The organism is Halioglobus japonicus (assembly GCF_001983995.1).
GTDB lineage: Bacteria > Pseudomonadota > Gammaproteobacteria > Pseudomonadales > Halieaceae > Halioglobus > Halioglobus japonicus.
On record NZ_CP019450.1, the window covers coordinates 2,634,447 to 2,647,383 of the forward strand.

10 protein-coding genes and 2 pseudogenes are annotated in these 12,937 nt (G+C 58.1%); 6 read left to right on the top strand and 6 right to left on the bottom strand.

The window, feature by feature from the left end; genetic code table 11:
- Window positions 1-44: 44 nt before the first annotated feature.
- From BST95_RS12460 to BST95_RS12470, 3 genes and pseudogenes are all read right to left on the bottom strand, one after another.
- Window positions 45-494, bottom strand: coding sequence for a hypothetical protein (locus tag BST95_RS12460; protein ID WP_084199842.1), 450 nt, complete (start codon window positions 492-494; stop codon window positions 45-47).
- 62 nt (window positions 495-556) lie between these two features.
- On the bottom strand, window positions 557-1,336 hold the full coding sequence (locus BST95_RS12465; RefSeq protein ID WP_084199844.1) for a glucose 1-dehydrogenase: 780 nt from the start codon (window positions 1,334-1,336) through the stop codon (window positions 557-559).
- A pseudogene (locus BST95_RS12470) lies at window positions 1,336-2,561 on the bottom strand (acyl-CoA dehydrogenase family protein). Before BST95_RS12470 ends, BST95_RS12465 begins: the two are co-directional and overlap by 1 nt.
- 126 nt (window positions 2,562-2,687) lie before the next feature.
- On the opposite strand from BST95_RS12470, the gene BST95_RS20980 reads away from it, so the two are divergent.
- Both BST95_RS20980 and BST95_RS21385 read left to right on the top strand, forming a co-directional pair.
- Entirely contained in the window at window positions 2,688-2,972 is a 285-nt protein-coding gene (locus BST95_RS20980; protein WP_169843793.1) for an enoyl-CoA hydratase/isomerase family protein, read from the top strand.
- On the top strand, window positions 2,972-3,667 hold the full coding sequence (locus tag BST95_RS21385; protein ID WP_420866360.1) for an enoyl-CoA hydratase-related protein: 696 nt from the start codon (window positions 2,972-2,974) through the stop codon (window positions 3,665-3,667). The genes BST95_RS20980 and BST95_RS21385 overlap by 1 nt, the downstream gene beginning before the upstream one ends.
- A gap of 144 nt (window positions 3,668-3,811) precedes the next feature.
- Here the strand turns inward: BST95_RS21385 and BST95_RS21390 are convergent.
- Window positions 3,812-4,339: pseudogene (locus BST95_RS21390) on the bottom strand (tetratricopeptide repeat protein); the annotation flags it as partial.
- Complete coding sequence (locus BST95_RS20155; protein WP_084199848.1) at window positions 4,261-5,829, bottom strand: protein kinase domain-containing protein; 1,569 nt, start codon at window positions 5,827-5,829, stop codon at window positions 4,261-4,263. The pseudogene BST95_RS21390 and the gene BST95_RS20155, both read right to left, overlap by 79 nt.
- A gap of 272 nt (window positions 5,830-6,101) precedes the next feature.
- Between BST95_RS20155 and BST95_RS12490 the strand changes: the two genes are divergently transcribed.
- Window positions 6,102-6,893 (top strand): hypothetical protein, encoded by a 792-nt coding sequence (locus BST95_RS12490; protein WP_084199850.1) that lies wholly within the window; start codon window positions 6,102-6,104, stop codon window positions 6,891-6,893.
- Complete coding sequence (locus BST95_RS12495; RefSeq protein ID WP_084199852.1) at window positions 6,833-8,110, top strand: AarF/UbiB family protein; 1,278 nt, start codon at window positions 6,833-6,835, stop codon at window positions 8,108-8,110. Before BST95_RS12490 ends, BST95_RS12495 begins: the two co-directional genes overlap by 61 nt.
- Here BST95_RS12495 and BST95_RS12500 read toward each other — a convergent pair.
- Window positions 8,107-9,321, bottom strand: a complete 1,215-nt coding sequence (locus BST95_RS12500) for a CaiB/BaiF CoA transferase family protein (RefSeq protein WP_084199854.1) — start codon at window positions 9,319-9,321, stop codon at window positions 8,107-8,109. The genes BST95_RS12495 and BST95_RS12500 overlap by 4 nt on opposite strands.
- 210 nt (window positions 9,322-9,531) lie before the next feature.
- On the opposite strand from BST95_RS12500, the gene BST95_RS12505 reads away from it, so the two are divergent.
- The gene (locus BST95_RS12505) at window positions 9,532-10,740 is read left to right on the top strand and encodes an acetyl-CoA C-acetyltransferase (RefSeq protein ID WP_084199856.1); all 1,209 of its coding nucleotides are present in this window, start codon (window positions 9,532-9,534) and stop codon (window positions 10,738-10,740) included.
- Between the two features lie 26 nt (window positions 10,741-10,766).
- Window positions 10,767-12,914, top strand: coding sequence for a 3-hydroxyacyl-CoA dehydrogenase NAD-binding domain-containing protein (locus BST95_RS12510; protein ID WP_084199858.1), 2,148 nt, complete (start codon window positions 10,767-10,769; stop codon window positions 12,912-12,914).
- The last annotated feature ends 23 nt before the right edge of the window (window positions 12,915-12,937 follow it).

Here is a 12,937-nt window from a genome sequence, read left to right on the forward strand (position 1 = left end):
AAAGATTTAACAAAAGCTTATAAGTTGTTGTTAAATAAAGCTTATCAGGCGGCCCTTACCCAGTTGTTGCGACCGGGAGGCACGATTTGACTATAGGCAACATCGAACAAGCCATGTACGCGGCTCTCAAATTCGCTGCCGAGCGCATCGAGTAGCTCATTGATGTAGTGCTGATTGGCACCGGGCGCGGCGATATAAATATTACCGAAGAAATTGCACGGCACGACCCGCTCGGTGAGCCACTTGGCCAACTCGGCCGCTGAAAAACGCACGCCACTAGTGGGGTGACCAATGGTGCTGGGCGAGCCATGCGCGGAAATGAACAAGTCCTCTCCCTGGGCCAGTATGTCCGCGAAATCACTCTCGGGCGTATAGGGCATAGCCAACCCGAATATGGCGCGTGGATAGCGGCGGAACATGTGCTGAACTTCGGAATAATCGCGTATGTCGAGACTGAGAATCACGGCAAACCCCATACTGTTTTTGTTAGACATCGCCGTTCTCTGACGACGATGCCAGCATCTCGTTTTGGGGTCGTTGCAGCAATTACGCCAGCTTACAGGGCTTTGACCAGGTGCCCCCCATCGACGGGGAGTATGGCGCCATTGATGAATGTGCTGGCATCACTGGCCAGTAGTAGCAGCGGCCCCGTCAGTTCGTCGAGATCGCCCATGCGGCCGGCAGGGGTGTCCTTGAGATATGCCTGGCCTGCCTCTGAGTACAGGTAATCACTGTTCAGTTCGGTGGCAAAGTAGCCGGGGGCGAGGGCGTTCACCCGAATCTGCTTGCCGGCGAGTTCCAGTGCAAGGGCCTTGGTCATTTGCACCACGGCAGCTTTGGACATGGCGTAGATACTCTCCCCAAAACCGACCCGCAGCCCAAGGATGGAGGCAATATTCACGATACTGCAGGGGCGCCCGGCAGCGACCGCCGAGCGGGCAACGCCCTGGGCCACACGCCAGGCACCTTTCAGATTGGCGTTCATCACGTGATCGAAATCCTCTTCGGAAACCTTGAGGCTATAGCGCGACGCGGCGACGCCGGCATTGTTGACGAGTATGTCGATTGTCCCGACGGATGCCTCAATGTGTTGCAGCGCACCGCTGACACTGTCCGGATCGGTGACATCCATGCTGACCGCGATGGCGCGACCGCCACCTGCGGCAATATCGTCCACCAGGGCTTCGAGCTTCTCCTGGCGCCGGGCAGCGAGCACAACCTGGGCACCCGCCGCGGCGAGTACGCGGCCGAAATGAGCCCCGAGACCGCTGGATGCACCGGTGACCAGGGCAACTTTGCCCTCTAGGGACAATATCGCGTCCACGTTCTGGGTCATCAGGACTGCTCCGTATAGCGTTTAATAATCATCTTGCCGAGGGCCATCTGGTGAACCTGGTCGGGCCGTCTGCCTGGCGGCACCAGCGCGCGTAGTTGAAGCCCTCTGCCATGCAGTAGTCTTCAGTGAGGCCACCGGCGCCGTGCATCTGCATGCAGCGATCAATCACCTGCTGTATCATAATAGGCACACTGGTCTTGCTGGCGGCAATCAGGTCTATCGCTCCCTTGGGGCCCACCTCATCCATTTTCGCGCAGGTTTTCAATACCAGCAGGCGCGCCATTTCAATTTCTGAATAGCACTTCGAAATGTCCTCGCGCACCGATTGGTGGCGATCCAGCGTACGGCCAAAGGTGGTGCGGCTGACGCTGCGCGCACAGGCCAGCTCAAGCGAACGCTGGGCAATGCCGATAAGGCGCATACAGTGATGAATCCGGCCTGGCCCCAGGCGACCCTGGGCGATTTCAAACCCGCGACCCTCGCCGAGCAGAATATTCTCTGCCGGTACCCGCACATTGTCGAAACGCAGTTCGGCGTGACCTATCGGCGCGTCGTCATAACCAAGCGTGGTCAGCGGGCGAATAATTTCCAGCCCCGGGGTGCCCTTGGGTACCAGCACCTGGCTTTGTTGCTTGTGACGATTTTCATTGTCCGGGTCAGATTTACCCATAACGATAAAGATCTTGGTGCGCTCATACATAGCGTTGGTGATAAACCACTTGCGGCCGTTGAGCACCCATTCGTCGCCGTCGCGCTCAATCCGCAACTCCACGTTGGTGGCGTCCGAGGAGGCAACCTGCGGCTCGGTCATGGCGTAGGACGAGCGGATCTCGCCATTCAGCAGCGGCGTCAACCATTGGGCCTGCTGTGCTTCAGTGCCGTACTTCATGAATACTTCCATGTTGCCGGTATCTGGCGCATTACAGTTAAACACCTCAGGGCTCCACAGCACCCGCCCCATCATTTCTGCCAACGGGGCATAATCGAGGTTGCTCATGCCATCGTGATCGACAAATTGGGACAGCGAGGGGGGCACGAACAAATTCCACAGCCCGGCTTCGCGAGCGGCGGCCTTGAGCTCGTCCATGAGGGGCAGTGCTGCCCAGCGGTTGTCTGCACTGTTTAACTGGGCGTGATAGGCCGCTTCATTGGGGTAAATATGCTCGTCCATGAAAGATTGCAGTTGCGCCTGCAGCGCCAGTGACTGATCGCTGAACTGAAACATGATCTCTCGCCTTTTTTCGTGTATGGGTATGCAGCGATGGTATGGTTGGCGCCATCGTTCGACAAATTAATTTCAACAATGCTTGGCCATTGATAAAAATGATACCTATGTACAGGAGAAGTCTGGATGTTTAACCGTGTCGAGGAAATTGCCGACGGACAACTGATCGTGAGCCAGGGGGAGGGCGTCGCGCTCCTGGAACTCAATCGCCCGGACAGCTTCAACGCGCTCAGTGTCAGCCTGCTCGATGCGTTGGTTGCTGCCTTGAGTACCCTGAGCGAAGACCCAACCGTGTCCGCCATTGTGCTGACTGGCAGGGGCAAGGCCTTTAGCGTCGGCGTCGATCTGAAAGAACTGGCCAGCGGCAACGGCTTGATGGAAAGCGGCGAACTCGGCCCGGTGGCAGTGTGATGCGCGCCTTCAATGGCTGCCAGAAACCGATTATTGGAGCGGTGAATGGCTTTGCCGTTACAGGAGGTTTCGAAATAGCGCTCGCCTGTGACTTCCTTTACGCGGCGGAATCCGCCCGATTCGCTGACACCCACGCCCGGGTAGGGCTCATTCCAGGGTGGGGGCTGTCGCAGAAATTACCCCGTCTGGTGGGTATAAACCGCGCCAGGGAGATTAGCTTTACCGGCAATTACTTCGGCGCAGCGGATGCTGAGGCCTGGGGGCTGGTCAACCGCGTCTGTTCAGACAATGACCTGCTTGCCGAGGCCCTGGATACCGCCCATCAGATTGCCACGGCACTGCCTGAGGCACTGTTTGCGATTAAAGCTATGATGAACGAAGGCTGGGAGGATACGCTGGGGCATGCGCTGGTGATGGAGGGCGAGCGGTCCAATGCGTACAACAGCAGTATCGATGTTTCGGGAATGGCGGAGCGCCTGTCGACCCTCAAGGCGCGGCCCGGAAGTAACGCCCCCCGTGCAGCGGCCGGTATTGCCGGCCGCGGTCATGATTTCAGTAAAACGGTTCTCCGCACACAACCTGTCGAACCAGGGCAGATCGAAGAAATGACCGGACATGCCCCCAGAGACCGCACTGTCGACTTCTACGAGGGCCGCCAGGGACTGACCGGCGAGCGTATACACCAGCGCGTTTGAAAAACTGATCATCGGATTGCCCTGGAAGTCAGAGGTCTGATTCTTGACCAGCTTGAGGGCGCGCTCAAACTCACCCATATGCGCAGCCGCTTGCGCTGCTGCTTCATCGAACACCAATGAATCTCCGGCGCTGTGCCGCCCCAAGAGTTCGGTGTAAAGCTCGCGCGCGCGCTCTGTGTTGCCCAACAGCGATTCCACATCGGCCAGGCTGAGAATGAGCACGGCGTCCTGGCTATCAGCAGCATAGGCCTGAGCAAAGTGCATTCTTGCGGTCGAGTAATCCTCGGTGTACAGATAAGCATTCCCCAGGTTGCTGCGCACCACAGGATTATCACTGAGCGCCAGGCTGCGCTCCCAAAGGTTTACTGCGCGCTCCAGCGACCACTGTTCGAAGGCAATCAGCGCGAGCAAGTTCAGGGCCTTGGCACTATTCGGGTAGCGTTCGAGGGACTGCTCAAGAGACTCGCTGGCAGCTGTCGCATCGCCCCCAAAATACCGGCTGCGTGCCAGCGCGTAGTAATGCTCGCTGGTGGGTTGCAACCTTAAAGCACGGGCATAGCTCTGGGCAGCCGCGGGGAAGTCCTTGTCTTTGCTTAAGATACGTCCCTGCAGATAGTGCGCAATCGCCGGATCGGGGTTGTTGGCAATGATCTGATCGCGAACCCGTTGCATTTCGGCGATATCACCGCGCCCGGTGTAGAGCTCAAACCAGGCGGTATCGAGCAGTGCCGGATCCGCCACCCGCCGGCTACCTTCACCCAGCTGTTGCTCCAGCGCGTCAAGGTACTGGGGGCGGCCATCGTCTGGAATGCTTGGTAGCCGATGTCTGCCAATAACTTGTAGGCGGGGGCATAGCCCGGGGCGCGCTCAATTACTGTCTGCAGGTTGGCGAAGAGGTCTACGCTGTTACTGCCACCTTGTTCGTGGATACGATAGATGTCCAGATAAGCGCGATAGTCCTCTTCACTGATCTGGCTGGCGATACTCGCCACCTCAACGCCCGTTTCGGGGAACAGCAGCGGCCATTGCGCCATGGTTTGCTCGACCGCGTCCAGTGCCGAGTCCAATGGTACTGTTGCGTTAAACTGACGGCTCACACTGGCATCCGGCGCTTCCAGGCGTGCCATAGACAGTTCACAGGTGTGCTGACCGCAATCCAGGCTCGATACCAGCAGGCTGTCTGCTCCCAGGGTCGCCAACAGTTCGACGGGCGTATTTACCGCCAGTTCTTCCTGACGAAACTGCACTAGGGCCAGCCCCGTGCTATCGATGACGCTTTGTTTGACGGATTGGTTAAGGGCGGTGCGCAACCAGCGTGCTTCGCGATCATCGGCACCGGCGGCGGTCACAGTAGTGGGCACAACAGCGACGTTGGTTACGTTCGCAGAGGCCAGGACATACCAGTATGCGAATCCCGCTATAGCGATGACTAAAATGGATCCGAACAGGTAGCGGCTGCTGTGCGACTGGCGTGTCAGTGCATCCGGCAGCGGTGTCTCCTGCTGGGTGGAGGCGTAATAGGCGAGTTGGAATTCATGCGCAGCCTCAGCGGCACCCAGGTCGGGCTGCTCCTCAAGCATACGCTGCAGGAGTTCGCGGATGCTGGGGCTTAGCTCGTGTTTCTTGTCGCCGAGCACCGCCTCGGCGAGATTGCCCAGGGCGGACACATCCGCCTGTGGGTCGGCGGTCTCGCTGGCAATACCAAAGTCGCTGACCTTGGCGATCTTGCCAGGACCGATCAGCACGTTCTCCATTTTCAGGTCGCGATGGCAGATGCCGGCTTCGTGAAGGGCGGCAATGCCAGAGGAGATCTGTGCCAGCCAATGCAGGCGCTGGCTGACATCGGTGCGATGCTCGCGCAGGTAGATGAAGAGGTTGCGACCGTCGATGTACTCCATGACCATGGCGGGCACACCGCCTTCGTCGAGGATGTCGTGAATCTGGACGATGTTGGGATGGCTCAATTGCGCCAGCAGGCGGGCCTCATCGCGCATCTGATCGCGCCAGTTGCCATCAGGTAAGTCACCGCGCAGATATTTGATGGCCACCTTGCGATCGAGGCTGGTGTCGTCGGCGAGATAGACCTCACCCATGCCGCCGCGGCCGAGTGTAGACTCGATTCTGTAGCGCTGAGCGACCAGTCCGATTCTGTCACTCAGCATGGGAAACTTACCATGCAATCACTTCCTGTGAGGCTTTTTGTATTTATTCGCAACGTGCCCGAGGCGCCAAGAGAATAACCGGAATTCGCATCGAGAGAAAGTCGAGTAATAGCCCACCAACGACGGACTCTGGCAGTACACGCGCACCGCGCTTGCCCAGTGCTGCCTGTTCGTACACAATGAGAGCATGACGCGCCGGAGCCGGTATCCCCGTCCCGCGTTCACTCCCTTTCGAAGATTGCGCTGGTGACATGCCGGCACGGAACGTACTTTTGCCGAAAAACGCTGCAGCCGCCGCAACTCCTGACGCCCAGCCTCGCCTGGAAGAGTGGCTGCCGCTGATTCGGGAGCGGACCGGTACGGCGATGCGCGCCACCGGCGCTTTTGCCGGCGGTCTGGCCAAGATCTATGTGGCCATGCGGCCGCTCGCCACGCTCATCAATCGCCACGCCGATGTGACCGAGGCGGAACTGCACGACGCCATTGATGCGCTGTTTCTGGCCCTGCGAACCCATCCCCTGACAGAACAAATTCGCGATGTCACCCGGCGACTGCGCGAAGACAACATACTTCCCAATGAGGAAAGCACCGAAAACCTGATCCGGTTTCTGATTGATCAGGTCACTGCACGCAGTGTCATACCCATTCCCGAACAGGTCACTGAAGAATTCTGGAGTTTCTTCAACGACCTCATGGCAGAACCCGAGCTGCAGGGTCTGGGCGAGGTGAGTCTCGATGTGGCGCGCATCGTGATCAGCGCCTATGAGCCGCTCATCGTGGATGTGCTCAATCAGCTCAAGGCGATGCGCAGCAGCAATAATCGCCAGCTGCGCGAGCTCTACGACCAGACCGGCGTACTGCGCTCTGATCTCGATGTGTTTCGTCGGCAGGTGGGGGCGCTGGCCTATATCCGCGAGTTTTTTGATACCGATCCTGACGACTTCAAGGCTCAGGCAGGCGTCGTCGCGCAAATGGTGCGCGAGTTCGGCCCTTCTTCATTAAAATGGCACAGGTGGCGGCCTCTGGTTCGGATTTCCTTCCTGAGGAAATCAGCGAAGCATTAGAGGTTTTTCAGGAGGACGTTGAGCCCATGGCGCCCTGGGAGGTCGAGCAGGCTTTCAAGGAGTGCTTTGGCGAGGAGCCCTCGAAACGCTACTACGATTTCGATGCCAGTAAACCGCTGAAATCCGGTTCCATTGCCTCTGTGTACGTGGCGCAAAAGCCGGTAACCAACCGCCGCGGCCGGCAGGAATTACAAACGGTTGTTGTCAAAGTGGGTCGCCATAATCTCGAGCGCGAATTTCTGATCGGCAAAACCGTGATCAAGCTGGCCATTCTCAGTAGCCAGTACTGGGCTCCGCACTCCAAGCTCTCGCCGTTTCTTAACTCCTGGCTCGACCAGGTCGATATTTTTGTAGAGGGCTTCCGCGCTGAACTCGATTTCGAGGCGGAGGCGGCGGTGCAGACCCGTTTCCAGGAGCGCGCCCGGCACACCGGGGGCTGGCACGTGCCGCAGGTCTACGCCACGACCCGGCGTATTATTGAAATGGAATACATCGAAACCGGTGCCAGTCTTGGCACCGCGTTCAAACAGTTGGGGCGGCGCAAATCGCTGCGTTCGCGGCGCAAGGTGGGCAGGGCGTTTCTGCATACCCTGTTATCACACATGCTGGTGTACCAGGAATTCCACGGCGACCTGCACCCGGGCAATCTGCTGGTGGATGAGCGCTCGCAGCTCTACTTTATCGACTGGGGCAACAGCGTCGATATCAGTCATATCTGGCGCCCGACGGTAAATTACCTGCAGGCCATTTTTGCCGCCGACCCACAAGCCATCACCACGGCAATGATTGAGCTCGGTATGGATTCTGCAGCCCTTGAATCCCAGCGCGCGGAGATTCTGACCCTCGTTGAGCAGGCGCTGATCGAGGCAGATGTCACGCCACTGGGGCTGGATTTCGCCCTGACGATTTATCGCGAGGGCACAGACGGGCTGGTAAAACGCCTGGAACTGGCGATGGGACTGGCTGCCGTCATGGGGCGGCAGGGTATTGTGATTAACAGCGATTACCTGCATTTGAGCCGGTCGGTAACGGCGATGCTCGGCTCTTATCTGGGCATTTACAAGGGCGTTTCACGCTGGGCAATCAGTCAGGATATCGCCCGCGTTATGCTGGAGTTTCCTGCACTTGAAAGCTATCGGCAGGCTCGGGGTTATCGCCGCCGCCTGCTGCGGCAGGTCGCAGCGGACCTGCCGGTGGGGCGCAGAAAAGCTATTTAACCGATGACACCGGCCTCTTTAAGGCTGGCAATAGCTGTGTCGTTGTATCCTGCAGCGGCGAGAATCTCTTCAGAGTGCTGGCCCAGGGTAGGTGGGTGTTTATGCAGGCTCGCAGGTGTCTCGGACAGGTGTCCCGGATAGCGGATATAGCGCATGGTGCCGTTGTCGGGATGCTCTGCGTCAAACAGGGTGCGATTGTGCAGCGCCTGGGGATCTTCCGCGAATTCTCGAATGGTTTTTACCTTGCCAAAGGGCACCCCATTTTCGTCGAAGCGGCGCAGTAATTCATCCGTCGGCCATTTGGCAATTTCGACTTCGATAGCATCCAGCCATGGGCCGAAATCCGTAATCCTCTCGCCGACATTGCGCATACCCTCACGTTCCAGCAAAAATTCGCATTCGAGTGCTTTGCACAGTCCCTCGAAGTGATTGTCTTGTAGCGCCATACCCACCACGTGCCCATCCAGGGTGGCAAAGCTGCGCAACACCGCCAGCGGTTCGGCATCTGGCATATCGGAAGGTTGGAATGTGTCTACCGGCAGCATATCCGGGAGCGAATTGGCGGCGTAGGCATCGATCATCGGCACATCCACGCGCTGCCCGCGACCGGTGCCGCCTTCGCGATCCCTGGCATACAGGGCGGCCATCACCACACCTGCAGCAGTCGTCGCCGTCGTCTTGTCGACGATAGCGGATTGGATAAGCTGAGGCTTGCCGCCAAACGGCGCACCCTGGATATGCATCATACCCACCAGCCCCTGAGCAATGGGATCATAGGCAGGGCGTTCAGAGTAGGGACCTGTGGGCCCGAATCCGGTGATAGCGGCGTAGATCAGGCGCGGATTGAGTGATTTCAGGTCGTCGTAGCCAATACCGAGACGATCGGCAACACCCGCGCGAAAGTTTTCGACGAGGATATCTGCGTCGGCAGCCAGGCGTTTGAGGATGTCGACGCCTTCTGGCGACTGCAGGTTCAGTGCAAGGCTGCGCTTATTGCGGTTCATCTGGCAGTAAAAACCGGTCAATCCGTTCTTCTGGGGAGGCACCATCCAGCGTGCCACTTCGCCGTGAATGGGTTCGATTTTGATCACGTCAGCACCGAGGTCGCCGAGCATCTGGCTGCACAGCGGACCGGTAATCATGCCGGTGATATCGAGTACGGTAAGCCCGGCCAGTGGGCCGGTGGGAGTCTCATTCAGTTTAATGTCCATGCTGCACCTCGTTGTTATTTTCAGTCCATTGTAGCCGCCACATCGCCGGGCAACAGTACCATCTCTGCCAAAAACATCGCTCAATCGATGCCAGCTGTACAAAAAACAGCCTGTCACCTGCGGTCAATTATTTGCAGCGGTGCGGTCATTGAGAGTCGCTGGAGCATTGACCATGATGGCGCTCCCAATTCACATTCAACTGGAAGCGAGATGAGCAATACCGCCTATATTTACGATGCCGTCAGAACGCCCCGCAGCAAGGGCAAAGCTGGTGGCAGCCTGAATGAAGTCAAACCCGTCGACCTCGGTGCAGGGCTCCTGCGCGAGCTGCAACAACGCCACGACCTCGACACGTCCTATGTCGACGACGTCATCATGGGGTGTGTCGCCCCGGTGGGGGAGCAGGGCTCTGATATTGCCAAAATGATTGTGCAGAACGCCGACTGGGACGAATCCGTTGCCGGCGTGCAATTGGATCGCTTCTGCGCATCTGGCCTGGAGGCTGTCAATAGCGCCGCTGCCAAGGTCGCTTCGGGCTGGCACCAGATGATTGTTGCCGGCGGTGTTGAATGCATGTCACGGGTACCCATGGGTAGCAATGGCGGCGCCATGGGCGGCGATCCCGCCTTCAGCACCAAGACCCGATTTGTCCCCCAGGGCATTGGTGCCGACACCATAGCCACGCTGGGTGGCTGGGGCCGGGAAGACGTTGATGCCTACGCCGTGGAATCGCAGAAGCGTGCGGCGCACGCCCGGGATAACGGCTACTTTGATCGCTCCGTGGTTCCGGTGAAAGACGCCAATGGTCAGGTCATTCTCGCCAAGGACGACTTCATCAAGCCTGACACCACCATGGAGGGCCTGGCAGGCCTTCGCCCGTCTTTTGAAATGATCGGCGGCATGGGCTTTGACGACATGGTCATCGAGAAATACAGCCAGCTTGATCGTATCGACCACGTTCACACCCCGGGCAATTCCTCAGGCATTGTCGACGGTGCGTCCGCCGTATTGATTGGCTCGGAGCAGGCCGGCAAGGATCTCGGGCTTACGCCCAGGGGTAAAATTGTCGCCGCCACCGTCCTGTCAACCGACCCAATCATCATGCTGACCGGACCCGGACCTGCGGCAGAGAAGTGCCTCAAGATAGCGGGTCTCAATAAATCGGATATCGATTTGTGGGAAATCAACGAAGCGTTTGCATCCGTAGCGATGCGCTATATGCAAGACCTGGATATCAGCCACGATGTCACCAATGTCTGTGGCGGTGCCATCGCCATGGGACATCCACTGGGTGCAACGGGCGCGATACTGGTCAGCACCATGCTCGACGAGTTGGAGCGGCGCAATCTCAAGCGCGCCATGCTGTCACTTTGTGTCGGTGGCGGCATGGGTATTTCCACCATTATTGAACGCGTCTAGAGCTGGCTGAGGAGTTAGGAAACATTATGAGCGGATTTATTTACGAAAAAGACGCAGACGGCATCGTTACAGTCACCATGGACATGAACGGCCCCGTCAACTCAATGAACGAAGAGTATCGGCAGCTCATGGGGGATACCATTACCCGGCTGCAGGAAGAAGAGGGCCTGACCGGTGTGGTTCTGGCCTCGGCCAAAAAGGTGTTCTTCGCCGGCGGCAATTTGTACGACCTGCTGGCCGCCCGGGAAGAGGACATCCCTCAGTTTATGCAGGAACTGGACCTCACCAAGGGCCAGCTGCGGGCACTGGAGAAACTGCCCGTGCCAGTCGTCGCGGCCATTAACGGCGCTGCTCTGGGTGGCGGTTTTGAAATCTGCCTGGCCTGTAATCATCGCATCGCCTGGGATAATCGGGCCGTGCAGTTAGGTCTGCCCGAAGTCAGCCTCGGCCTGCTCCCCGGCGGTGGCGGCGTGGTTCGCATGGTTAATTTGCTCGGCTTACAGGCCGCACTGCCATACCTACTGGAGGGAACCCGTGTCAGCCCCGAAAAAGCTCTGGCGGCAGGCATGATTCATGAAACGGTAGCGTCAGTCGATGAACTGGTACCCCGCGCCAAGGCGTGGATACTGGAAAATAAAGACAATGAGGCTGCAGCGGTACAGCCCTGGGATGTCAAAGGCCACAAGATCCCCGGTGGCAATGCGGCACACCCTGCCAATGCGCAGATGATTACCGCCGCGCCAGCCATGCTTTTCCAGAAAACCCGCGGCTTACTGCCGGCACCGATTAAAATTCTCGATTGTGCGGTAGAGGCAGCGCGTCTCAACCTCGATACCGCCCTTGTGGTCGAATCCCGCGGTCTGGCAGAGCTGGCCATCACTCCTGAGGCCAAGAACCAGATCAGTACCTTCTTCTTCGGTATGAACAAGGTCAATGGAGGCGCCAGCAGACCGCAAGATATCGAACCTCAAAAGACGACTAAAGTTGGCGTACTGGGCGCAGGTATGATGGGGCAGGGCATCGCCTATGTGTCTGCCATGGCCGGAATCGAGGTGGTGCTCAAGGACATTAGTCAGGAAGCTGCAGACCAGGGTAAAGCTTACAGCGAGACGCTGCTGGCCAAACGGGTCGCCAAGGGACGCATGGATCAGGCAAAGGCCGACGCCATTCTCGCATTGATCAAGCCAACCGCAGAGGATGCTGATTTGCAGGGCTGCGATCTTGTGATTGAGGCGGTGTTCGAAAACATGGAGCTCAAACACACGATCACCAAAGATCTGCAGGGATATATGGCCGAGGACGGCATCTGGGGCTCCAACACCTCCACGCTACCCATTACCCAGTTGGCAGAGGTCGCCACCAAGCCTGAGAACTTCATAGGCATTCACTTTTTCTCACCCGTAGACAAGATGCCACTGGTCGAAATCATCTGTGGCGAGCAAACCGGAGATGTCACCCTGGCCAAGGCGTTTGACTACTGCAAACAGATTCGCAAAACACCGATTGTGGTGAACGACTCACTGGGCTTCTTCACCTCCCGAACTTTCGGCACCTATCTCGACGAGGGTATGCAGCTGCTGGTCGACGGGGTGCATCCCATCCAGGTGGATAATCTTGGCAAGGCGATTGGTATGCCTGTAGGCCCATTGCAGGTTCATGATGAAGTCAGCCTGGAACTCACTAAAAAAGCAGGGCAAACCCACGCGGATCTGGGCGTTCTCGATCAATGGGGTGACGGAAGTGTCGGCCGCGCAGTCATTGCCACTATGGTCGATGATCACGGACGAGGCGGGCGCCACCACGGCGGTGGTTTTTACGAGTACGCCGCGGACGGCAGTCGCTCGCTGTGGCCAACGCTACTCGACCTTTACCACAAGCCGGAAACTGATCTTCCGGCCCAGGATATCAAGGATCGCCTGCTGTTCCGCCAGGTCATTGAGTCGCTCAAGTGTCTGGAAGGAGGCGTGTTGCGCAGTGTGGCCGATGGCAACATCGGCTCAATCATGGGTATTGGCGCACCGGTCTGGACCGGCGGCTTTATCCAGTTCGTGAACACCTACGGTTTGCAGCGCTTCATCGACCGCTGCGCCGAGCTGGAAGCGGCCTACGGCGAACGCTTCAAAGCACCCGCCATTGTCGCGGACAAGCTGGCTGCAGGTGAAATTTTCGAATAGATCGCTGCGGGGCTTCGTCCCCG